This is a genomic window from Amycolatopsis sp. NPDC004625 (genome assembly GCF_040609695.1).
GTDB lineage: Bacteria > Actinomycetota > Actinomycetes > Mycobacteriales > Pseudonocardiaceae > Amycolatopsis.
On sequence record NZ_JBEXKX010000006.1, the window covers coordinates 144,681 to 167,522 of the forward strand.

The 22,842-nt window shown below is 70.5% G+C and carries 15 protein-coding genes; 8 read left to right on the forward strand and 7 right to left on the reverse strand.

Going from position 1 to position 22,842, the window contains the following annotated elements:
- Window positions 1-33: 33 nt before the first annotated feature.
- The 3 genes from ABZW17_RS09020 to ABZW17_RS09030 all read right to left on the reverse strand — a co-directional run bounded on the left by ABZW17_RS09020 (window position 34) and on the right by ABZW17_RS09030 (window position 6,905).
- Window positions 34-1,011: a S8 family serine peptidase gene (locus tag ABZW17_RS09020; RefSeq protein WP_354811260.1), complete on the reverse strand. Its 978-nt coding sequence runs from the start codon at window positions 1,009-1,011 to the stop codon at window positions 34-36.
- A 62-nt stretch (window positions 1,012-1,073) separates the two neighbouring features.
- Window positions 1,074-3,404: a transglycosylase domain-containing protein gene (locus ABZW17_RS09025; protein ID WP_354811262.1), complete on the reverse strand. Its 2,331-nt coding sequence runs from the start codon at window positions 3,402-3,404 to the stop codon at window positions 1,074-1,076.
- Window positions 3,405-3,539: 135 nt separating this feature from the next.
- On the reverse strand, window positions 3,540-6,905 hold the full coding sequence (locus ABZW17_RS09030) for an RICIN domain-containing protein (RefSeq protein WP_354811264.1): 3,366 nt from the start codon (window positions 6,903-6,905) through the stop codon (window positions 3,540-3,542).
- 494 nt (window positions 6,906-7,399) lie between these two features.
- On the opposite strand from ABZW17_RS09030, the gene ABZW17_RS09035 reads away from it, so the two are divergent.
- Window positions 7,400-7,978 (forward strand): hypothetical protein, encoded by a 579-nt coding sequence (locus tag ABZW17_RS09035; protein WP_354811266.1) that lies wholly within the window; start codon window positions 7,400-7,402, stop codon window positions 7,976-7,978.
- A 58-nt stretch (window positions 7,979-8,036) separates the two neighbouring features.
- On the opposite strand, the gene ABZW17_RS09040 is transcribed toward ABZW17_RS09035, so the two are convergent.
- Window positions 8,037-11,372: a hypothetical protein gene (locus ABZW17_RS09040; RefSeq protein WP_354811268.1), complete on the reverse strand. Its 3,336-nt coding sequence runs from the start codon at window positions 11,370-11,372 to the stop codon at window positions 8,037-8,039.
- A gap of 543 nt (window positions 11,373-11,915) precedes the next feature.
- Between ABZW17_RS09040 and ABZW17_RS09045 the strand changes: the two genes are divergently transcribed.
- Entirely contained in the window at window positions 11,916-12,368 is a 453-nt protein-coding gene (locus ABZW17_RS09045; RefSeq protein WP_354811270.1) for a hypothetical protein, read from the forward strand.
- Window positions 12,369-12,421: 53 nt separating this feature from the next.
- Here ABZW17_RS09045 and ABZW17_RS09050 read toward each other — a convergent pair whose 3' ends face one another.
- Together ABZW17_RS09050 and ABZW17_RS09055 are read right to left on the reverse strand one after the other, a co-directional pair.
- Window positions 12,422-15,097 (reverse strand): transglycosylase domain-containing protein, encoded by a 2,676-nt coding sequence (locus ABZW17_RS09050; RefSeq protein ID WP_354811272.1) that lies wholly within the window; start codon window positions 15,095-15,097, stop codon window positions 12,422-12,424.
- Window positions 15,098-15,164: 67 nt separating this feature from the next.
- The gene (locus ABZW17_RS09055; protein WP_354811274.1) at window positions 15,165-15,560 is read right to left on the reverse strand and encodes a DUF5318 domain-containing protein; all 396 of its coding nucleotides are present in this window, start codon (window positions 15,558-15,560) and stop codon (window positions 15,165-15,167) included.
- A gap of 244 nt (window positions 15,561-15,804) precedes the next feature.
- On the opposite strand from ABZW17_RS09055, the gene ABZW17_RS09060 reads away from it, so the two are divergent.
- From ABZW17_RS09060 to ABZW17_RS09070, 3 genes are all read left to right on the forward strand, one after another.
- The gene (locus tag ABZW17_RS09060) at window positions 15,805-16,350 is read left to right on the forward strand and encodes a PadR family transcriptional regulator (RefSeq protein WP_013230991.1); all 546 of its coding nucleotides are present in this window, start codon (window positions 15,805-15,807) and stop codon (window positions 16,348-16,350) included.
- A gap of 69 nt (window positions 16,351-16,419) precedes the next feature.
- On the forward strand, window positions 16,420-17,508 hold the full coding sequence (locus ABZW17_RS09065; protein ID WP_354811276.1) for an inositol-3-phosphate synthase: 1,089 nt from the start codon (window positions 16,420-16,422) through the stop codon (window positions 17,506-17,508).
- A gap of 356 nt (window positions 17,509-17,864) precedes the next feature.
- Window positions 17,865-18,335 carry a hypothetical protein gene (locus tag ABZW17_RS09070; protein ID WP_354811278.1) on the forward strand — a complete coding sequence of 157 codons (471 nt, stop codon included), beginning with the start codon at window positions 17,865-17,867 and terminating at the stop codon, window positions 18,333-18,335.
- Here the strand turns inward: ABZW17_RS09070 and ABZW17_RS09075 are convergent.
- Window positions 18,301-18,939, reverse strand: a complete 639-nt coding sequence (locus tag ABZW17_RS09075; protein WP_354811280.1) for an HAD family phosphatase — start codon at window positions 18,937-18,939, stop codon at window positions 18,301-18,303. The genes ABZW17_RS09070 and ABZW17_RS09075 overlap by 35 nt on opposite strands.
- Before the next feature lie 66 nt (window positions 18,940-19,005).
- Between ABZW17_RS09075 and ABZW17_RS09080 the strand changes: the two genes are divergently transcribed.
- From ABZW17_RS09080 to ABZW17_RS09090, 3 genes are all read left to right on the forward strand, one after another.
- Entirely contained in the window at window positions 19,006-19,464 is a 459-nt protein-coding gene (locus tag ABZW17_RS09080) for a MarR family transcriptional regulator (RefSeq protein WP_354811282.1), read from the forward strand.
- Window positions 19,454-20,674 carry an MFS transporter gene (locus ABZW17_RS09085; RefSeq protein WP_354811284.1) on the forward strand — a complete coding sequence of 407 codons (1,221 nt, stop codon included), beginning with the start codon at window positions 19,454-19,456 and terminating at the stop codon, window positions 20,672-20,674. The genes ABZW17_RS09080 and ABZW17_RS09085 overlap by 11 nt, the downstream gene beginning before the upstream one ends.
- 97 nt (window positions 20,675-20,771) lie before the next feature.
- Window positions 20,772-22,838 (forward strand): PhoX family phosphatase, encoded by a 2,067-nt coding sequence (locus tag ABZW17_RS09090; RefSeq protein WP_354811286.1) that lies wholly within the window; start codon window positions 20,772-20,774, stop codon window positions 22,836-22,838.
- Window positions 22,839-22,842: the final 4 nt, after the last annotated feature.

Below are 22,842 nucleotides of genomic sequence, written 5' to 3' on the forward strand. Positions count from 1 at the left end.
CGGCCGTGACCTCGGTGACCCCCAGCTCCGAGGTCACGGCCTCCTTTTCCGCAGCACCACGAGCAGCGCGCAGGCCGCGCCCAGCACCAGCACGCCGCCGGTCGCCCACAGCGCGATGACCCACCACGGCGTGCCCGTGTCCGGTTCCGCGGACAACGCGGCCACCGGGTCGATCAAGCCGTAGCCGTACTCGTTGTCCCGGCCCGGCACGCCGAGATCCTTCGCCGTCCGGGCCAGCTGGTCGGTGACCTGGGCCGCGGTCAGGTCCGGGTACCGCGACCGCACGAGCGCGACCACGCCGGACACGATCGCGGCGGCCTGGCTCGTCCCCGACGTCGGCGCCTTCTCGCCGGGACGGGATGTCGAGATGTCGACACCGGGCGCCGCGAAACTCACCTCCGGGCCGGACACGCTGACGTCGTCGCGGAACCTCCCGGTCCGGTCGACCGCCGTCACGGCCAGCACGCCCGGCCGGTCCGCGGGGCTGGTCACCCCGCGGTCCTCGCCCGCGTTCCCCGCCGCCGCGACGACGACCACGTCGTGGTCACGGGCGTAGTTCACGGCTTCGTCGTACTCCGTCGTCCGCCCGCCGCTGCCGATCGACAGGTTGACGACCTTCGCGCCCTGGTCCACGGCCCACCGGACGGCGGCGACCGCGTCGGACGGGCCACCGGTCAGCCGGGCCGGCAGGAGCTCCGCCTTCGGGGCGACCCCGCGGGTGCCCGCGGTGCCGCGGCCGGCGATCAGCAGGGCCATCGTCGTCCCGTGCCCGATGGCGTCCCCCGCGGGCGCGCCGAGGTCGGGGAAGTCCGCGCCGGGCCGCACCGCGCCGTCGAGGTCGGGGTCCGCGGCGACGCCGGTGTCGATCAGGCCGACCCGCACCCCGGCGCCCTCGGACAGCTCCCAGGCCGCGGGCAGCCCGAGCTCGTCGGCCCAGTACGGCGCGGCGGCGTCCGCGGTCGTCGTCAGGGCCAGCAGGACGGCGAGGGTGAGGGGAGCGAGTTTCCGCATGGCCTTCCCGACGGATGATCGCGGGACGGGCGTCCCGCGATCATCCTGGCAGACGCGGGAGGTCAGGGGCCGGAATTCGACTGCCCGGTGTCGTTCCCGTTGCCGCGCCCGGGACCCCGGCCGTCACGCCGGTCGCGGCCGCGGTTCTGTTGCTGCTGCTGTTGTTGCTGCTGGTCCTGGTTGCCGCGGCCGAAGGTGAAGTCCTGCTGCTGCTGTTGTTGCTGCTGCTGGAACTGCTGCTGCTGTTGTTCCTGCTGGAGCTGCAACTGGAACTGGTCGTCCTGCGGCGAAGTGATCGCCTGGACGCGGTTGAACCGCTCGCCCGGCTTCCCGGCCAGGTAGAGCTGCATGAACCGCTGCCACACCGGGCCGGCCACGACGGACGGGGTCAGCGGCTGGCCGGTCGGGCCGCGCAACGCCTTGTCGCCGTCGCCGCCCACCCACACCGCGGCCGAGACCGACGGTGTGTAGCCCACCATCCACGTCTGGGAGTTCGTGTTCGCCGCGGACGCCGGTTCGTCGTCGCCCGGGGTGTGCTGCTGGGTGCCGGTCTTGCCGGCGCACTCGTGCCCGGACGGGCAGGTCAGCCGCGAGAACGGGATCACCGGCGCCAGCGCGGCGGTGACGTTCCCGGCGATCTGCTGGCTCTTGCCACGGTCGTTGTCGGCGAACGCGTCCGTGGCGCGCGTGTCGGCCTCGTAAGCGGTCTCGCCCTGGGCGTTGGTCACCTTCTGCACGAAGTGGCGGCCGCGCTGGACCCCGCCGGAGGCGAAGGTCGCGTACGCCGCGGCCATGTCCGCCGGGGTGACGGCGGTCTGGCCGCCGCCGATGGAGATGTTGTTGTCCCCGGTGAACAGCACGCTGCGGCCGCCGGTGTCCTTCGTGCGGATACCCGCCTCCTGCGCGGCCTCGGCCACGCCCGACGGCTTGGTCACGTTGAGCACCATGTCGTAGAAGACGGTGTTGGTGGACCGCTGCATCGCCTCGGCCACCGTGCACGTCTCGGAGCAGCTGCTGGTGGTGCCGGCGTTGCGCACCGGCAGCGGCACGTCCGGGAACGACCGCGGCGAGCGGCCGTCGAAGACGGCGTTGAGACCGCGGCCGTCCTTGAGGAACGCGGTGAGGTCGAACGGCTTCATCGACGACCCGGGGTTGTGCGCTTCGTCCGCCCAGTCGCGCCCGGCCTGGTCCTCGCCGTTGGGGCCCTTCACGATCGGCGCCCCGCCGTAGTAGGCGAGCACGCCGCCCGAGCGCGGGTCGACGGCGACCAGCGCGTCGAGGATGCGGTCGTCGGTCTGCCCGGCCATGCCCTGCGCGACGGCCTGCTCGGCGGCGTTCTGCGCCTTCGAGTCGATCGTCGTGAACACCTGGAAGCCCCCCGCGTAGTACTTCTCCTCGGGGATGCCCGCGGCCGCCAGCTCCGCCTTGACCTGCTTCTTGATGAACGGGTTGAGCGTGGTCCCCTGCCGCGAATCGACGAGCGGGACCGGCGTCGGGAACTTCGCCGCCGCCCGGTTGGCCGCGGTGAGGTAGCCGTTGCGCTGCATGCGGTCCAGCGCGGTGCTCCACCGGTCGCGGGCCACCGTCGCGTTCTCCGACCGGCCCGGCTGCTGGATCAGGCCGGCGAGCAGCGCGGACTCGGAGAAGTTCAGCTGGGCGGCGTCCTTGCCGAAGTACGCCTGCGCGGCGGCCTGGATGCCGTACGCGCCGCGGCCGAAGTAGATGGTGTTGAGGTAGGCGGTGATGATGTCCGCCTTCTCGTAGGTCTGGTTCATCTTGAACGACTTCGCGAGCTCGACCCACTTGCGGGTCAGCGTCGGCGCGTCGTCGCCGGTGGCCTTCTTGATGTACTGCTGCGAGATCGTCGACCCGCCGCCGGACCCGCCGGTGGCCTGGTTGTAGGCGGCCCGCAGGATGCCGGAGACGTCGAACCCGGAGTTGGTCTCGAAGGACGCGTCCTCGGTGGCGATCACGGCCTTCTTGACGACGTCCGGGATCTGCGAGGGGGTCAGGATCTGCCGGTTCCCGCCGCTGGGGACGTCCTTGCCCATCTCGGTGCCGTCGGCGTAGAGGTAGGTGACCGCCTGGCCCTGCGACTGCGCGACCTTGTCCGGCGAAGGCACGTCGACGGCGAAGTAGGTCACCACGAAGGCGACCGCGGGCACCATGAAGAACAGCCCGGCCAGCACGTACACCACCCGGCGGACGGTCTTCCAGCGCCGACGGCGGCGCAGGGCCGCCGGTGGGACGGCGGCACCCGGCTCGTCCGGTTCGGGCAGTTCGTGCGGTTCGGTCAGGTCGTGCGGCAGCGGCGGGAGGGGCCGTCGTGGCTGGTAGCGACCACGCGGACCCGGCCGCCGGCCGGACCTCGAGCGATTTCGGTCGGTGTACACGGGCCGTCCTCGATGCGCGAAGTGGGCTGCGGGCGCAGACCCCTCGACACTCACACGTCCCGCGGGCGGCGGCGGTTCACGGAAAACGGGCCCGGCAGGCGGAGTGCCTGCCGGGCCCGGTCGATCATCCGCCGGTCAGGGTGCGGTGGCCATGTACTTGCCCCACCACTGCGTGTCGTCGAGGACGTGGTCCCCGTCGAGGTCGAGCGCCCGCTGGGTCATCGGCGCGCCCTCCGTCTTCGCCGAATCCTTGGGCCCGGCGTAGAGCCCGCTCTTCATGTTGTGCAGCCCCTCGGAGGTGAACGACTCGGTGTTCGTCAGGGTGCCGAAGCTCCACTGCTGAGCCGTGTCGTTCACGTCGCAGGCCGCCTCGACGATCGCCGCCCCGCTGGCCGTGCTGCCGCCGGCGACCGTGAGGCACAGGTGGCTGCCCCGGTCGACGACCTGCACGATGTGCGAAAGGGTGGTGCCGCTGCCCTCGGTGCGCAGCTCGTTGAGGTGCCAGTAGTTCGCGGTGAAGGCGTTGCACGCCCGCTGCTCCACGACCGCGCCGTTGGCCGGGGTGTTGCCTCGCAGCACCAGGCACATCTTCGAACCGTCGTTGTGGAAGCCCGGGTTGTAGTCGCCCTGCTCGTCCGTGCCGTACGCCGGTTCGAGCGCGGCCGCGTCCCAGGCGACCTTCTCCGTGCCGTCGCCGGTCTGGTCGATCGTGCCGAGGTGCACCTTCGGCACACCCTTGAACGGGAACACGCCGAGGTTCATCCAGCCGTTGCTGCTGGTCGACTGGGCCGCGCGGACCGGGACCGGGCCGTTGGCCGTGTCGATCGTGTAGGTCACCGTGCCGCCGTCGCTCATGTGCGCCGGGATGTGCACCTTGACCCTGGCCAGGCCGTCGATCGCGGTGAACGTCCAGGTGCCGGTGATCTGCGTCTTGCGGCCCTCGGCGTTGTCGGCGCGGGTGTGGCTGAACCAGAAGTGCGAGCCGTAGCCGCCGCCGAGCTGGTGCAGGTCGATCTTCGACGATTCGAAGCCGTTCGCGTCCTTGGCGAACGTGAAGTCGAAGCTGCCGAAGTTCTTGCCGATCCCGTTGCAGTTCGGGTTCTGGATCGGCTTGGTGGCGTCCGGCACGTCGTCGACGGTCAGCGCGTCACCGGACAGCCCGACCGTGTTGCAGGCGGGCGGGTAGCTCGTCCCGTTCGCCGGTTCCGCCGCGAAGTCCGGGTAGTCGTAGCGGATGAACTCGTGCCCGCACTCGTTGTCGCAGTCGGACTTGTAGTTGAGCGCGCTGTGCACCCAGCACTTGAGGTCGTACTGGCCCGCGCTGTTCGTGTGCGCGCACGGACCGGCGGGTTCGCCGGCGACCTCCGGCGCGTTCGGCGTGTGCGACGAACCCCAGTCGCACGCGTTGTCCCCGGTGCAGAACAGCTGCGGGGCCGGGACCGCCGCCGCCCGGTAACCCTCGGTGTTCCACCAGGCCGCGCGGAAGAACGGCACCTCGACGCCCGGAGCCTCGAACCCGCTCGGCGGGTAGGTGGCGAAGCCGAGCACCTTCTCCTCGTACGGCCACTGCTGCGGGTGCGCGAAGTCGTGCGGGTCGCTGCCGAACGGGTGGCGGGACGGGTTGTAGCGCGGGTTGGCCGGGTTGTTCAGCCAGCCGAGCCCGTACGCGCCGTTCGTGCCCGCTTCGCCCGGGTTGTGGTACCCCGAGTTGTACGCCCAGGTCGCATAGAACCAGTTTTCGATCTTCGCCGGGTCGTTGTTGTTGACCTTCATCCCGACGCTCTGCATCAGGTTCCACTTCGAGACGAGGATCCGCAGGCCGGCGGCGACGTTCGCGGCGTAGTCGGTACCCGCCGCGATCTGCTGGTTCGCCGGCAGCAGCGTCTCACCGGGCTTGGCGTGCCCGGCCAGCCGCATGCCGTCGGTGATCTGCGAGACGCCGTAACCGCAGTCGGCGTCGTCCCAGTGGATGTCCCAGTCGTTGCCCGCGTCGGCGTCGTAGATGTCGAGGCCGTAGTAGTTGCCGATCAGGGCGTTGCCGGTCTCGCCGGGCAGCGCGTACCGGCTGGCCTGCCACAGGTTCGACTCCTGGCCGAGGATGCCGAGCATGATCTGCGCGGGCACCTCGCCACCGGTCGACAGCGCGACCGGCGGGAACATGCCCTGCGGCGTGTAGGCGCTGAGGCCGTTGTTGTTCCAGTTCGCCGGCCGCGAAGCGAAGAGGTGACCCTTGACCGCCATGTCGGCCGCCCACTCCACCTGCTTCGGCTTGGGCTGGTACACCTGCACGCCGGTGTTGTTGCGCGGCACCGAACACGTCCGGGCCGGGTCGGTCGTGTCGCTCCAGCGCGGCTTCGGCGTCGAGCCCGGGTCGAAGCTGAACCCGAGCGGCTTGCCGGTCTTCGTGCTCTGGCTCTGGATGTGCACCTGCTCCGGCACGGCCGGGTCCGCGTTGGTGACCTGCGTCTGGGTGCGGGTCACCGCGGCCTCGCCGAGGGTGGAGACCTCGCTGGTCGCGGGCGTGTCCAGCTTCCGCACCGGCGCCGGCAGCGCGGCGAGCGTGTCCGCCTTGCCGGTGATGAACACCCGGCCGCCCGCTCCGCCGGCGACGTCGAGCGCGCCGAACTTGCCGCTGGCCAGCGCCGTGACACCGGCACCGGGCGCCACGCGGAAGACGCGGGCCTTGTCCTTGTCTCGGTCCATGAACACGACACCGCCCGCGGAGTCGGCGCGGACGCCGAACGGCACGCCGCCGGTGTCCTTGACCAGCCGGGTCCGGGTGCCGTTGTCGCCGACCTTCAGCAGGCCGAGCCGGTCCGCCACGACGAACCCGCCCGCGGTGGGCGTCGCCGAGGTGACCTGGCCGGCGAGTTCCGTGCGCGGGCTCAGCTTCCCGGTCGCGGCGTCGACGACGAGCACCCCGGTCTTGCCCAGGTCCTCGTCGGCTTCCTGGGTCAGCGCGGCGGTTTCCCCGGCGCCGCACCCCGGGTTGTAGTACGCGAGCGACGTGCGCACCGGCAGGTCGGTGACCGCGCCCGTGGCGAGGTCGACGACCGCGGTGAGACCGCCGCGGCCGGTCAGCGCTTCCTTGTTGGTGAACCGCCTGGGCGCGTAGACGACGACGGCCCGCTGGCCGGAACCGGTCACGCAGGCGTTGCCGATCCACTGGTCGACGTCCGCGTTCGGCTTGCCGAGGGTGGCGGCGGTCCGCCACGTGTAGCCGGTCTTGGCCTCGGCCACCAGGACGTGGAACCCGGAGGCGTCGCTGCTGGTGGTCCAGAGCCGGTCGCCGGAGCGCTGCCAGCCCTGGCCGAGCAGTTCGTCGCGCTTGCCGGGGTCGACCGTGGGCGGGTCGGCGGGTGGCGCCGGCGTGGTGTTGGCCTGCACCGCACCCGGCGGCAGCGTGGGGACCGCGTCGGGGTCGGCCGCGGCGGTCATCACCGGGGCCAGCGTGAGGAAGGCCAGTGCCGCCACCGCGGCTTTCGGCCAGCTTCGTCTCATTTCTTCCCTCTCTCGCACGCCGGGCGCGCCGAATTCACCGGTCGCCGGGGAAACCGGCATGCGAAATCCTTTGAAATACGCGACTGATGAATAAGGAAAGCGCTATCCGGCGGAGCGGGTGACGGCTCGACGCGGATCGGCGCACGAGAGCGGCGAAGGCAAGACAGTGAACACGGTTCTCCCCCGGGTACTGCTGCGACGCCGGCACCTCCCCGTGCCCCGGCGGTCGTGGCCAGGGCAAACACCCCAGCGCACTCGATCATCAAAGCTCTCCTGGTTCGGCTCGCGCCAGCCGCCATTCGGGTGCAATATCGGACAAAACACCCACGGCGTGTAGCGGCTTCACCCGCCTTTTGCGGTCGGCGGGGTACAAGGCGCAGGGCTCTCTGCTCCATTGGAAGCAATTCCTTTTTCCACCTTGATCACCGGGGGTCGGTCGGGCACTCTGCGAACTGACGGGGTTTCCCCGGCATTCATTTCCGAGAGGGGTAAAAATGGCTGGAACACGTCTTGCCGCCGTGCTCGCGGCAACGGTGCTGTCCTTGGTCGGCGGCGCGGTGTCGGCGGGAGCGGCGCAGACGCACCCGGACTTCCGCGCGGACGCCGTGGCGGCGGGCCTGACCGCCGACCAGGCCGCGGCCCTGCAGGCGAAGGCGGACAGCTACCTCGCCGCGGTCGGCGGCAAGCAGATCGCGCCGAACAAGATCGACCTGGACGGCAACGCCACGGTCGGGCTCACGGTGCCGGGCGAGTCGAAGGTGCGCAACCTGAAGACGACGAACACCGCGGCCGACCTGGACCCGTGCTTCTACGGCGAGCAGCACGCCAAGGACGGGCACTTCTGTGCCTACAGCGACACGTTCTTCGCGGGCGACTCGATCGACATGTACCACTGCGCCAGCTACTCGCTGCCGAACTGGACCGGCACGGGTTCGTGGATCAACCAGCAGTCGTCGGGCACCCGCGCCAGGTTCTACGGCAAGACCGGGAACCTGCTCTACACGACGCCGGTGCCCAACAGCTTCGAGCAGTCGTACTACTGGGGTCCGGTCTGGACCATCCGCAACTGCTGACGCCGTAGGGGAAAACGGGCCCTCCGCGCACTCGCGCGGAGGGCCCGTTCTTCGTCCGTCAGGGCAACGGGTTGCCCTGCGTGTACCCCTTCCAGTACTGCCACGGCTTGTTGCCGCCCTGGTCGCAGGTTTCCTGGACGACCGGGGTCGTCCCGTTCGGGTTCGCCGTGCCGAGGCTCATGCACTTCAGCGTCTTCACGTTGACCGCGAACTGCGGGGTCGGTCCGGCCGGCAGCGCCGGCGGTGGCGGTGGCACCGTCCACATCTGGTTCGTGTCGCCGGCCACGCAAGGTGCGAGCACCACCGGGGCACCGTCGTCGGTGCGCCCGTCGGCCACCTGCAGGCACAGCCCGGCCGTGCGGTCCTGGACGACGTACGCCTTCAGCTGCGTGGACCCGACGTTGACCACCACGTTGGTCCCGACCACGTTCCAGTACCCGTAGCCCCACGCCTTGTTGCAGCCTCGGAACTCGGCCGTCGACCCCGCCTTGGCCACGTTGCCCTTGAGCTGCAGGCATGCGTAGCCGCCGTCGGGCCCGGCGGAATCGTTGACGATCATCGGCGTGTACCCCGGCCCGTCCGGCACCTTGTCGATCGCCATGGCGTCGAACGCGAGCGCGTCCAGGCCGTTCGCCCCGGCCGTGATCGTGTTCAGGTGCACCTTCGGCTGACCGTAGAACGGGAACACCCCGAGGGTCACCCATTCGTCGTGGTGGTCGCGTTGCCGCACCGGCACGTTCAGCGGCCCGCTCGCCGTGTCGACCACGTACACCACGTCCGCGTCCGCGAGGTGGGACGGGATGTAGACCATCAGCTTGGCCAGCCCGTCGATGGACGGGAAGGTCCAGTTGCCGATCAGTTGCGTCTTGTGGCCTTCGTCGGTGTCGGAACGGGTGTGGCCGTACCAGTAGTGCGCGCCGTAGCCGCCGCCGACCTGGTGCAGGTCGATCTTGGACGACGCACTCGGGTAGCTGAACGAGAAGTCACTCCCCGCCAGGTTGGCGTGGATTCCCCGGCACGGCCGGACCGGCGGTGTCTGGGTGGTGACGTCGTCGACGACCCCGGCCGTGGCCACGATCCCGTTGTGGCTGGGGTTGCTGTCGTTGTTGTCGCACCGCGGCGGGTAGCTGGCGCCGTCGGCGGGCTTGCCGACGCCCGGGTCGTACCGGACGAACTCGAAGCCGCAGGTGGTACTGCAGTCCGGCTTCCAGGTCGCCGCGGTCTTGACCCAGCACCGCAGGTCGAGCTTGCCGGCCGCGTCCCGGTGGAGGCAGGGGCCGGGCGGCTCACCCGACACGTCGGGCGGGACCGCCGTGCCCCAGGAGCAGTTGTTGTCCGCGGTGCAGAAGGTCTGCGGTGCGGGCCGCGCGGTGCGGCGGTTGTAGTTCGCCGTCCCGGGCGTGGTGTCCGGTCCGCTCGCGCCGTTCCAGGTTGCCGGCCGGAAGAACGGCTCGGGCTGGTTGGGCCCCTCGTAGCCCGACGGCGGGCTAGTCGCGAAGCCGAGCACCTTCTCCGGGTACGGCCAGTTCTCCGGGTGGGCGAAGTCCGCCGGCTTGGCGCCGAAGTTCGCCCGGCCCACCGGGTAGCGCGGGTTCGCCGGGTTGTTGAGCCAGCCGAGGCCGACGACACCCGCGTCGTCCGGCTGGGTTCCGTCGTGCAGCCCCGAGTTGTACGCCCAGGTCGCGTAGAACCAGTTCTCGATGCGCATCGGGTCGTTGTTGTTCAGTGTCATGCCCCGCGCCTGGAGCTGCTGCCACTTGTCCAGCAGGATGTCCAGGCCGGAGTTGACGTTCGAGACGTACTGGGTGCCGATCGCGCGCTGCTCGCTCGGCAGCCGCGTCACGTCCGGGGTGCCCGGCTTCGGGTGCCCGGCGAGCCGCATGCCGTCGGTCGTCTGGGTGACGCCGTAGCCGCAGTCGGCCTTGTCCCAGCGGATGTCCCAGTCGTTGCTGGGGTTGTCGTCGTAGATGTCCAGGCCGTAGTAGTTGCCGACCAGTGGGTTGCCGTACTCGCCGGCCCAGATGTTGCGGGCGGCCTGCCACAGGTTCGACTCCTGGCCGAGCACGCCCAGCAGGATCTGCGCGGGGATCTTGTTGCCCACGCTGCGCGCACCGGTCACCGCGTTGTCCGCGGCCCACTCCACCTCGCGCGGGGTGGGCTGGTAGACCTGCGTACCCGGGTCGTTGCGGGGCACCGAGCAGACGCGGTCGGCGTCGACGGTGTCGTTCCAGCGCGGCTTGATGCTGTCGCCGGGGTCGACGCCGAAGCCGAACGCCTTGCCGGTGCGCAGGCTGCGGGTGGCGATGTGCACCGGACGCGGCCGGTGCGGATCGCTCGCCGCCTTCGTGCCCGGCTTCACCGGCGCGAGGGCCACGTCGGTGATCGCGGTCTGGCCCAGGGACGAGACCTCGGCGTCCGCCGGCACGTCGAGCCGGGCGACCGCACCGGGCAGAGCGGCCACCTTGGCCGGCGTACCCGTCACGAACACCTTGCCGCCGACGCCCGAAGCGACGCCGACCGAGCCGAGCGGGCCGCTGGCCAGCGTCGGCGCGTCCTGGCTGAGCTGCCGGGACGACGTCGCGCGCCGCACCCGGCTGTCGTTGCCCGCGAGGTCCATGAAGACCACGCCGCCCTGGGCGTCGGCCCGGACGTTGAACGGGACGCCGCCGGTGCCGGCGACCAGCCGCTGCCTGGTCCCGTCGGTGCCGATCTTGAGCAGGCCCGCGGCGTCGGCGACGACGAACCCGCCGTCGACCGGGGTGGCCGACGTCGTCTGCCCGGGGAGTTCGGTGCGGGCGCTGAGCTTGCCGGTCGTCGTGTCCACCGTGACGATGCCGGTCTTCGGGAGCCGGTCGCCGCCTTCCTGCGTCAGCGCGGCGGTTTCACCGGCACCGCAACCGGGGTTGTAGTACGACAGCGTCGTGCGGATCGGCAGCTTCGTCACCGCGCCGGTGACGAGGTCGACGACCGCGGTGAGGCCGCCGCGGGAGGTCAGGTCCTCCTTGTTGGTGAACGTGCGGGGTGCGTAGACGATCACCGCCCGCTGTCCCGAGCCGGTGACGCAGCCGTGGCCGATCCACTGGTCGGTGTCGACGCCGGTCACCGTCAGGTCGGCGATCGTGCGCCAGCTGTAGCCCGTCTTCGCTTCGGCCGTCAGGACGTGCAGGCCCTCCGCGTCGCCGGTGGTGGTCCAGAGCCGGTCGCCGGAGGCTTGCCAGCCCTGGCCGAGCAGCTCGTCCCGCTTGGCGTCCGCGACGACGGGGGGATCGTCGGCGGGAACCGCCCGGGTTTCCTGGGTCGTCTGCTCGGCGGCGGCCGGCGTGGCCGTCACCGCCGGCAGCAAGGTGAGGAAGGCCAGCGCGCCGAGCGCAGCCTTCCGCCAGCTGGATCTCATCTCTTCTCTTTCCTACGCGCAGGAATGGCCGAATGATTTCGGACACGGGGATTTCCGGCGCGCGAAATCGGGGTTTGCCGAAGTGCGGGGAAAAGGCGTACTACGCCAAAAGCGCTAGCGTGCGCGGAAAAGAAGACCCGTGGTGCGCAATAGGGAAAGTGGGCTGCCGACGAAAGACGACATGAGGAAACCTCACAGCCTGGTGGCGCCGATGCCTCCCCTTGCTCGGCCACGATCATCAGCGCGAACTCGTGGCAACCAACATCAAACTTCGCGTTACCGGCGCCGCCAAGCCGCCATTCGGGTGGAGTTCACCGAGAGCTGGGCCGCCTGGTGGAAGGCTTTCCTGCCGGATTCGCGGCTTTTGTCGCGTTGTTCGGGCCGGTGGACGCGGGGGCCCGGCCGGGGTCGGTGTCGCCCTCCGACCGTGATGGCCTATTGGTGAAACCGGGGTGTTCGTGGTTTGCTGCCGACGGGGAGGGTTATCGCGGCGCGTGCTGCGCTTTCTCCTCATTCACTGGTACTCAGGAATTGGGGATCGAATTGTCATCATTGCGAAAGCTGGGCGCGTGCGCGGCCGTGGTCGCGGCCTCCGCGTCCCTGTTGGTCGGCGTTTCCGGGGTGGCTTCGGCGTCGGCGGCCGACTGCGCGCACGGCGCCAACGGGTTCGTCGACATCCCGGACGACCTCGAGGGCACCGTCGTGGCCAACTCGCCGGGGCGCAGCCTCACCGTCGAGGTCGGCATCGTCCAGGGCGTCAAGCGCGGGTGGGCCCGGGCCCACGGCAGCGAAGCCGCGCTCGGGCCGGGCGACTCGGTCTGGATGGACTGGTCGCAGGACGGCGGCCGGACGTGGCTGCAGTGCGGCCCGTTCGGCACGTCGACCTACAAGTGGTCGCTCACCTCGGCCGCCAAGGCGACCAACCCGAGCCCGAACTGGCGCTTCCGCGGCGGCGCCTACTTCAACGGCGTCCTGACGCTCACGCCGTGGTACTGACGCACTCCCGGTAACGGCAAAGGCCCCGCACCGGGAGGTGCGGGGCCTTTGCGTCAGCCGGTTTCCGAGCCCGGTGGCCGGGCGAACCCGTCACCGCCGGGCAGTGGCGGGGTGGGCCCGCCGGTACCCGGGCCCGGCCGCGACCTGGTCGGCTTGCTCGGCGACGTCTCGGTCTCGGTGTTCTCCGTGCTCGGCGCGCTCGGCGTCGTCGTCGGCGTCTCGCTCGGCGTCGGCGTGTCGGACGGCTTGGAGGGCGTCGTCGTCACCTCGGCCGGGTCCTTGCCGATCGGCTGCACCTTGTCGAACTTCTCCGGTGCCTGGCCGGCGAGGTACAGCGACATGAACTCCTGCCAGATCGGCCCGGCCAGCGTCTTACCGCCGATCGGCTTGCCGCTCTTGTCCTTGAGCGCGTAGTCCTTGTCGCCACCGACCCACGCCGCCGCGGACACCGACGGGGTGTAGCCCACCATCCACGTCTGGGAGTTGTAGTTGCCCATCGCCGCGGGCTCGCCCTCGGCCACCGTGTGCTGCTGCGTTCCCGTCTTGCCGGCGCACTCGTGGCCCGGCGGGCACTTGAGGTCCGAGAAGTCGATCACCGGCTTGAGCGACTCGGTGACGTTGCCCGCGATCTGCTGGCTCTTCGTCTGGTCGTTGTCGAACGCCGGCCTGCCCTGCGCGGTGTTGTTCTCGTCGAACTCCACCTCGTCCTGGGCGTTGGTCAGCTTGGCGACGAAGTGCTGGTCGTGCCGGACGCCGCCCGAGGCGAAGGTCGCGTACGCCGCGGCCATGTCTTCGGGCGCGACCTCGGTCCGGCCACCGCCGATCGACTGCGAACCGTCGAGGCCCATCGAGTCGCGGGTGCCGTACTTCTCCGGGATCCCGGCCGAGTACGCCGCCTTGGCCGCGGCCTTCACGCCCGTCACGTTGACGACCATGTCGTAGAACACGGTGTTGATGGAGTGCTCCATCGCCTTCGCGACGGTGCAGTCCTTGCCGCAGCTGCTGTCGTTGCCCGCGTTGTTGATCGGCTTGTCGACACCCTTGAACTTGCGGCCGGACGTGCCGTCGAAGGTGTCGCCCAGTCCCTTGCCCATCTGCAGATAGGCGACCAGGTCCAGCGGCTTGATCGACGACCCCGGGTTACGCGGGGTCGACGCCCAGTCGGTGGCCAGCTGGTCCTTGCCGTCCACGTTCACGACCGTCGGGCCGCCGTAGTAGGCGATCACCCCGCCGGTCTTCGGGTCGACGGCGACGACCGCGTTCTTGATGCGGTCGTCCTTCTGGCCCTTCATCTTCTCCGTGACGGCCTGCTCGGCCGCCTGCTGCGCCTTCGGGTCGATCGTGGTGTAGATCTTGGCGCCGCTCGCGTGCAGCTTGTCCTTGTCGTACCCCTTGGCCGCCAGCTCCTGCTCGACCTGCTGCTGCACGAAGTAGTTGAGCGTGCCCTGCGACTCCTGGCGCGACTGGTCCTTGGGGATGGGGGTCGGGAACTGCGCGGCCGCGCGCTCGTCGGCCCGCAGCCACTTGTTGGCCACCATCTGGTCCATCACGTAGTTCCAGCGCCGCTGGGCGTACTCGGGGTTCTCCGAGCGGCTCGGGCCCTGGATCAGGCCGGCCAGCAGCGCGGCTTCGGACGCGCTGAGGTCCTTGGCGTCCTTGTTGAAGTAGGCCTTCGCCGCCGCCTGGGCGCCACTGGCGCCGCGTCCGAAGTAGACGATGTTCAGGTACGCGGTGATGATCTCTTCTTTGGACTGCTGGTTGTTCATCTTGAACGACTTCGCCAGCTCGGTCCACTTCCGGCTGAGGCTGGGGGCGTCGTTCTCGGTGGCCTTCTTGATGTACTGCTGGGAGATGGTCGAGCCACCGCCTTGGCCGCCGGTGGCCTGGTTGTACACCGCGCGCAGGATGCCGGTGACGTCGAAGCCGGAGTTCGTCTCGAACGTCGCGTCCTCGGCGGCGTACGCGGCGTGCTTCAGCACCTCCGGGACCTCGCCGACCTTGATCAGCTGCCGGTCGCCGCCCTTGGGCAGCTCGCGCCCCATCACCGTCTTGCCGTCGGCGTAGTAGTAGGTGATCGGCTGGCTCTGCAGCGCCGCGACGCTCTCCGGCGTCGGCACGTCGACCATGAAGTAGGTGATCACGAACGCGATCGCCGGCACGACGAAGAAGACGCCGACGCACGCGTACGCGACTCGCCGGATGATCTTCCAGCGGCGCTTCTTCCGCTGCGCCGGGGAGAGGACCGGCCGGCCCTTCTCGTCGAGCTCGCGCTGGGGCTCGACGTCGTCGGCGAACTCGTCGAACCGCCGGTCGTCGTCGTACGAGTCGTACGCGTCCTCGGTGCCGTTGTGCGCGTGGTGGGTGATGAGATCCGGCTCACGCTCGGTCTGCGGCTCGGGACGGCGGCCGCCCGGCGGGGGCTGCCGGAAGCCCTGCGGCGGCGAACCGGGGGGTGCGCCGGCGGGACGGCGGCCAGGCGGGGGCGTCTGACGGCGGGCGCCGCCGGGCGGCGTCTGCGGGCGCCGGGCCTGGTCGTTCGGCCACTGCGGGCCACCTTCGTCGCCGGCAGGCCAGGCGGGGCCGGACTGCCGCGCGCCACCGCGAGGCGGGGTGGCGCGCCGGGCGGATTCACCGGGCCACGCCGGTCCCGCGTCTTCGCCCGGCCACTGGGCACGGCGAGGTGCGTCTGGCTCCTGGTTCGGCCAGGAGCGGTTGTGGTCGTCGGTCACGGATGGGCCTCCCGGATCAGTACCCGCAGGGGCACTGACCTGCGCGTTGCGTTGGTCGTACGGTGGCTCACCGGCCTGCGGTCCTTCGCGGACCCGCCGGTTCCCCTGTGCCCAGGACGTATGACCGGACCAAGTGGTTCCAGTGGCAGGCCCGGCACACTTCGACGTCGTACACGGTGAACTCCGCGAACGAGCCCGCCATCCTGGCCAGCTCCTCCGGGGTCCTGGCCGAGCCCGCGACGTGCTTGAGCTCGTCACCGTAGACCCAGGACACCAGGGTCAAGGGCTCCTGGCGGCAGATCGGGCAGGGTTGGTCACCCGCCCGGCCGTGGAACTTCGCCGCCCGCAGCAGGTACGGGCTCGCGTCGCAGGCTTCGAAGCTGCCGACGCGCCCGGAGCGGACTTCGGCCAGCAGCGCACGGCGCTGCAGCGCGTAGTCCACGACCTGCCGCTGGTTAATCACGAGGACAGAGTACGGGCTCTTCCTGTGGCGTCCACGCCCCCTAGCGGCACCAGACCGCGGACCGGGCCGGACACGCCGGACGTTCGATAACTCTCCGGTGAATTTCCGACACTCCGGGGTGGTCGGTCCTGTTGGCTTCGCCACTTCGATGTATCGGCGCGATATAGTGGCTGAGTAGGTTGGATCGAGGCGCTCGTTCGGAGCAACGCGGGTCGTCTCGGTTTGTTCCCGAAGGGGGTGCGGTGTGCTGGAGTTCGCGATCCTCGGTCTTCTGCACGAAGCGCCCATGCACGGGTACGTGCTGCGCAAGCGGCTGCACGAGACGCTCGGCACGTTCCGGACGTTTTCGTACGGCTCGCTGTACCCGACCCTGCGGAAGCTGCTGCGGGCCGGGTACCTGGTCGAGGAGCTGGACGAGGCCGACGACCGGGCGTGGTCGCGGCGCGGACGGCGGGTCTACAAGCTCACCGCGGAGGGCAAGGAGCGCTTCGGTGAGCTGCTCGGCGACGCCGGGCCGCAGACCTGGGACGACGAAGGTTTCGGCGTCCACCTGGCCTTCTTCTCGCGGACCCCGGCCGACGTGCGGTTGCGGATCCTCGAGGGCCGCCGCCGTCGCGTCGAGGAACGCCGCGAGGGCATGCGGGCGGCGCTGGCCAGGGCCGAGGAGAAGATCGATCGTTACACCCGCGAGCTGCACCGGCTGGGGCTGGAGACCAGCGAGCGGGAGGTGCGCTGGCTCAACGAGCTGATCGCGCACGAACAAGCCGAACGGCAGGGTCCGGAAACCTGAGCCGGCCGGCCGGGCCGCAGCGTCGCGGCACCAGACCTACTGAACAGACGGATTGAAGGAGAAACCCCCATGGGCGAGAACCGCCGCGTACGGGTGGCCATCGTGGGCGTCGGCAACTGCGCGGCGTCGCTGGTCCAGGGTGTCCAGTACTACCGCGACGCGGATCCGGCCACCCGCGTCCCCGGTCTGATGCACGTCGACTTCGGCGGCTACCACGTCCGCGACATCGAGTTCGTCGCCGCGTTCGACGTGGACGCCAAGAAGGTCAGCCGCGACCTGTCCGAGGCGATCTTCGCCTCCGAGAACAACACCATCAAGATCGCCGACGTGCCGCCGCTCGGCGTCACCGTCCAGCGCGGTCACACCCACGACGGCCTCGGCCGCTTCTACCGCGAGACGATCGAGGAGTCCGACGAGACCCCGGTCGACATCGTCGCCGCGCTGCGCGAGGCGCAGGCCGACGTGCTCGTGTCGTACCTGCCGGTGGGCTCCGAGGTGGCGGACAAGTTCTACGCCCAGGCCGCGATCGACGCGGGGGTGGCGTTCGTCAACGCGCTGCCGGTGTTCATCGCCTCCGACCCCGAGTGGGCGAAGAAGTTCACCGACGCCGGCGTCCCGATCGTCGGCGACGACATCAAGTCCCAGGTCGGCGCGACCATCACGCACCGCGTGCTGGCGAAGCTGTTCGAGGACCGCGGCGTCCAGCTCGACCGGACGATGCAGCTCAACGTGGGCGGGAACATGGACTTCCTGAACATGAAGGAGCTCGAGCGCCTCGAGTCGAAGAAGATCTCGAAGACCCAGTCGGTCACCTCGCAGGTCGACCGCGAGCTCGGCAAGGGCAACGTCCACATCGGACCGTCCGACTACGTCCAGTGGCTCGACGACCGCAAGTGGGCCTACGTCCGGCTCGAGGGCCGCGCGTTCGGCGACGTCCCGCTGAACCTGGAGTACAAGCTCGAGGTCTGGGACTCCCCGAACTCGGCCGGCATCATCATCGACGCCGTGCGGGCGGCGAAGATCGCCCTCGACCGCGGCATCGGCGGCCCGATCCTGTCGGCGTCCTCCTACTTCATGAAGTCGCCGCCGGAGCAGTACGACGACGCCACCGCGCGTGACGCCGTGGAGAAGTTCATCCGCGGCGAGGTCGAGCGGTAAGACCGACTCACGAGGAAGGCCGTCACCTGGTGGTGGCGGCCTTCTTCGCGTGCTGCACTAAACACCGGCAGACCTGGGCGCGCCGACCTTCCACGCCCTGTTCCGCGAGTACTTCGGCCCGATGACGCGGCTGGCCCACCTCCTCGGCGCGGACGACGCGGAGAACGTCGCACAGGAGGCGTTCGTCAAGCTCCACCAGCGCTGGGACACCCTGGCGGACCACACGAGGGTGGCGGGCTACCTCCGCACGACCGTGGTGAACATGACCCGGTCGCGGACGCGGCACCTGCGGATGACCCGGTCTCCGGTCGGTCCCGCCCGCGAAAGCCGGCGAGCCGCTGGACCTGGCACAGGCCGTGTACTACCCGTTTGCCGAGTTGCACAACGTCGGTCCGCCCACGGCCCTCACCGACTTCGAAGACCTGACCGGGATCTGGACCTCCTACGCGTTCTTCGCCACGGTCGAGGGAGCGCCGCAGTTCTGTGTCGCCGGGGTGCCCAAGCAGCAGAGCATGCTCACGAAGCTGACGGCCGCGTTGCCGCAGTTCGGGGTCAAGTCGCCGTCGTGCGCTCCGCTGTCGGCGGGTGTCGTGCGCGCCGGATACGTCGGCGAGGCCGGTGGCCCGCTGCCTCCCCGCATCGCGGTCTACCTCGTCGATCCGGCGGTCCGCGAGCTGCGGTTGTTCGATGCCGGTGGCGGGATGTCCTTGGCCCGAGGCGACGCGAAACTGGAAATGGATCGGGTGTTCTTCGCCTCGGTGTCCCCCGGCTCGCCGCCGGTGCGCTTCCAGGTCAGCCGAGGCCCAGGGCCCCCGGCAGGTCGGTGATCTTCTCCACCACCGCCGTCGCCTGCCGCAGCACCGCCGGGTCCGGGGGGAAGTGCGGGTTCGGTACCGCGTACACCGCCATCCCCGCCGCCAGTGCCGACCGCAGGCCGTTCGTCGTGTCCTCCACCGCCGCGCACTCCGCCGGTGTCGCTCCCAGCAGCTCTGCCGCCCGCAGGTACACGTCCGGGGCCGGCTTGCCCGCGCCGACCTGCTCGGACGACACCGCCGCGCCCACCGGCAGGCCCGTCACGTCCAGGAAGCCCTTGATCAGGATCACCGGTGACGAGCTGGCGATCGCCACCGGCCACCGCGCCGACACCTGCCGGACGACCTCCACCGCGCCCGGGATCAACGGTGGTTCCGCCGCGTACCGCGCCGCCATGCGCTTGACGACCAGCGTCGCGATCTCCGGCGGCGACAGCTGCGCGCCCAGTTCCTCCACCAGGTAGCGGGCCCACTCCGGGGTGCTCATCCCCTGCTGCGCCCGGGTCGCCTCCTCGCGCCAGGTGCCGCCGTGCTCGGCGACGACCGCGCGCCGCACTTCGTCCCAGATCCGCTCGGAGTCCACCAGCACGCCGTCGAGGTCGAAGATCACCGCTTCCATGCGTCGAGCCTAGCCTGTGAGAGGAGTTACTTAGCTACCCTTACTAATTTTTGTTAGCCTGGCTAAGTGACTTCCGCGATCACCGATCTCGCCCACCGGCTGCGGCCGCTGGTCTTCCGGCTGTACCACCAGGTGCGCCGCCAGACGCCGCAGCTGTCGCTGACCCTCACCCAGGGGTCGGTGCTGAGCGAGCTGGTCAACGGCGGGCCGCGCCGGATGAGCGCGCTGGCCGAGTTCGAGCAGGTCAAGCTGCCGTCGATGACCGACGTCGTCGGCCGGCTCGAACGGCTCGGCCTCGCCACCCGCCGCCCGGACCCGGCCGACGGCCGGGCCGTGCTCGTGGACGTCACTGACGAAGGCCGTCGCTTCTACGCCGAGACGGTGGCCGCCCGCGAAGAGTTCCTTCGCGAACGGCTCATCGCCATGGACGACGCCGACCGCGCAGCGATCGAAGCCGCCCTCCCGGCCCTCGCCAAGTTGCTCGTAGCCACCACCAAGGAGGAACTGATCAGCGATGAACGCTGAGCACCACTACTCGAGCCTGCTGGACGCCGTCAAGGGCCAGCCCAAGCAGGTGTGGATCACCGCGTTCGCCGCGGTCATCGCCTTCATGGGGATCGGGCTGGTCGACCCGATCCTGCTGTCCATCGCCAAGGGCCTGGACGCGACGCCGTCCCAGGTCACCCTGCTCTTCTCGTCCTACCTCGGCGTCCAGGTCATCGCCATGCTGGTCACCGGCGCGGCGAGCGCGAAGTTCGGCGCCAAGCGGACCGTGCTGGTCGGGCTGACGCTGATCGTCGCGGCCACCGCGCTGTGTTCGGCCGCCGGCTCGATCGAGCAGCTCGTCGGGCTGCGCGCGGTCTGGGGCCTCGGCAACGCCTTCTTCATCGCGACCGCGCTTTCGGTGATCGTCGGCGCCGCCACCGGCGGCCAGTCCGGCGCGATCCTGCTCTACGAGGCCGCCCTCGGCGTCGGCCTGTCGGTCGGCCCGCTGCTGGGCGCGCTGCTCGGCAGCATCTCGTGGCGCGGCCCGTTCCTCGGCACCGCGATCCTGATGGCCGGCGCGCTCGTGCTGTGCGCGGTGTTCCTCAAGAGCGACAAGCACGAGCAGCGGGCCCCGATCAAGCTGCTCGACCCGATCCGCGCGCTGAAGCACACCGGCCTGCTGCGCACGTCCGTCGCCTCCGCGCTGTACACCGCCGCGTTCTTCGCCGTGCTCGCCTGGTCGCCGTTCGTCCTGGGCTGGAGCGCCATCGCCGTCGGGCTGGTGTTCTGCGGCTGGGGCCTGTGCGTCGCGGTCGCCGGGGTCGCCCTCGCGCCGCGGCTGGCCGCCAGGCTCGGCGAGCGGCACGCCGCCGCGGCCGCCGTCTTCGGGTACGCCGTGCTGATGCTGGTGCTCGCCGTGCCGAGCAAGCCGGTGCTGGTCGCCGGGATCATCGTCTCCGGGCTGGTGTCCGGCCTGCTGAACACGCTGTTCACCGGCACCGCGATGTCGATCAGCGACGCCCCGCGCCCGGTCGCCAGCGCGGGCTACAACTTCTGCCGCTGGCTCGGTGGCGCCGTCGCCGCGACGCTCGTCGGGCACGTCGCCGAGTGGTTCGGGTCGCCGCAGGCGCCGTTCATCGCCTCGGCCGTGCTGTGCGTCGTCGCGGGTGCGCTGCTCTCGCTGCGGGAGAAGAAGGCGGACCCGCACACCGTGCCGCGGGAAGCGGTGCTCGTCGGCGAGGAGTTCTAACCCGGCCGATACACCCGGAATTCACCTGAATGTCTGGAAAGGCTGGTTTTGGGAGCTTACGGTCGGGTCGTTCCCGAACTCCCACCATGGAGGCCTCGTGCCCGACCGTCTGCTCCCGCTCTTCCCCGCCCACCCGGGCGGGCGCTCCCCGGTGACCTGCGAATACCGCTGCGGCAACGCGTGCGCCCACCCCGAGGCCAACGAATCCGGCAACGAGTACTTCGGTGACGTCGTCAAGGACATCTCGCGCCGCCGCGTCTTCCAGGCCGGCGCCGTGATGGCCGCCGCCGCGGGCGGGTTCGCCGCGCTCTCCACGGGCACCGCCGCCGCCGCGCCGCTGCCGAAGCCGCGGCCGTCGCGGCCGGTGCCCGGCACCGACTTCGACCCGGTCCCGCCGAACAAGCTCGACCAGGTCAGCGTGCCCGGCGGCTACGCGCAGCGCGTCGTCGTCCGGTGGGGCGACCCGGTGGTCCCGGGGGCGCCGAAGTTCGACTTCACGAAGCAGACGGCGGCCGCGCAGGCCAAGCAGTTCGGCTACAACAACGACTTCGTCGGCCTGATCCCGCAGGACCCGCTGGGGTGGTCGAACCTGCTCGTGGTCAACCACGAGTACACGACCGAGGTCCACATGTTCCCGGCCGACCAGTACGACCCGGCGAACCCGACCGAGGAGCAGGTCAGGATCGCCTGGGCGGCGCACGGCCTGTCGGTGCTGCTGACCCGCCGCGACCCGGTCCGCGGCGGCCTCGAAGTGGTCCCGAGCCGGTACGGCCGCCGGATCACCCTCGACACGGTCTTCGAGGTCCGCGGCCCGGCCGCCGGGTCGAAGTTCCTCAGGACGTCGGCCGACCCCTCCGGGCGCAAGGTCCGCGGCACGCAGAACAACTGCTCCGGCGGCGTGACGCCGTGGGGCACGGTGCTCTCCGGCGAGGAGAACTTCGACCAGTACTTCGCGAACGCCGACAAGGTGACCGAGCCGGTCGCGGCGGCGCGGCTCAAGCGCTACACCGTCGGCACCGGCGCCAGCACCCGCAAGTGGGAGCGGTTCGACAAGCGCTGGGACGTCGCGCAGGAGCCGAACGAGCCGAACCGGTTCGGCTGGGTCGTCGAAATCGACCCCAACGACCCGAACTCGACGCCGGTCAAGCACACCGCGCTCGGCCGCTTCAAGCACGAAGCCGCGAACATCAAGATCACCGCCGACGGCCACGTCGCCGTCTACTCCGGTGACGACAGCCGGTTCGAGTACATCTACAAGTTCGTGTCGAAGGGCAAGTACAAGCCCGGCCGCAGCGCGCACGCCCGGCGGCACAACTCGGCCCTGCTCGACGAGGGCACGCTGTACGTCGCCCGCTTCACCGGCGACAGCCCGGCGCCGGAGGTCGACGGCACCGGCAAGCTCCCGGCCGACGGCCAGTTCGACGGCACCGGCGAGTGGATCCCGCTGGTCAGCGGCGACAAGTCGTTCGTCGACGGGTTCACCGCCGAAGAGGTCTACGTCTTCACCCGCCAGGCCGCGGACAAGGTGGCCGCCACGAAGATGGACCGGCCGGAGGACATCGAGCCGAACCCGGTCAACGGCCGGATCTACGCGGCCCTGACCAACAACACCGACCGCGGCGCCGCGGGCAAGGCCGGCGTCGACGAGGTCAACCCGCGCAACGGCAACAAGAACGGCCACGTCCTGGAGTGGGAGGAGGACCGCGGCGACGCGGCGTCGACCCGGTTCTCCTGGCGGCTGCTGCTGGTCTGCGGCGACCCCGAGGCCGCGGACACCTACTTCGGCGGCTTCCCGAAGGACCAGGTCAGCCCGATCTCCTGCCCGGACAACGTCGCCTTCGACCGGCACGGCAACCTCTGGGTCGCCACCGACGGCAACGCACTCGGCGCGAACGACGGCCTGTTCTCGGTGCCGGTCACCGGCCCGGAGCGCGGCCACGTCAAGCAGTTCCTGTCGGTGCCGGTCGGCGCCGAGACGTGCGGCCCGGTGGTGACCGACGACCTGGTGCTCGTCGCCGTCCAGCACCCGGGCGAGAACGCGGCGAGCTCGGCGAACCCGACGTCGCACTGGCCCGACGGCGGCACCGCCCAGCCGCGGCCGGCCATCGTTTCGGTGTGGAAGACGGGCCGCTTCGGGCGCCCCGGCCGCATCGGCGAACGCTGAGGCA

What these genes read in the sequence shown, in the direction of transcription:
- ABZW17_RS09020 (WP_354811260.1), bottom strand. Translation starts at nt 1,011, where the DNA reads ATGCGGAAACTCGCTCCCCTCACCCTCGCCGTCCTGCTGGCCCTGACG.
- ABZW17_RS09030 (WP_354811264.1), bottom strand. Translation starts at nt 6,905, where the DNA reads ATGAGACGAAGCTGGCCGAAAGCCGCGGTGGCGGCACTGGCCTTCCTC.
- ABZW17_RS09035 (WP_354811266.1), top strand. Translation starts at nt 7,400, where the DNA reads ATGGCTGGAACACGTCTTGCCGCCGTGCTCGCGGCAACGGTGCTGTCC.
- ABZW17_RS09040 (WP_354811268.1), bottom strand. Translation starts at nt 11,372, where the DNA reads ATGAGATCCAGCTGGCGGAAGGCTGCGCTCGGCGCGCTGGCCTTCCTC.
- ABZW17_RS09065 (WP_354811276.1), top strand. Translation starts at nt 16,420, where the DNA reads ATGGGCGAGAACCGCCGCGTACGGGTGGCCATCGTGGGCGTCGGCAAC.
- ABZW17_RS09075 (WP_354811280.1), bottom strand. Translation starts at nt 18,939, where the DNA reads ATGGAAGCGGTGATCTTCGACCTCGACGGCGTGCTGGTGGACTCCGAG.
- ABZW17_RS09085 (WP_354811284.1), top strand. Translation starts at nt 19,454, where the DNA reads ATGAACGCTGAGCACCACTACTCGAGCCTGCTGGACGCCGTCAAGGGC.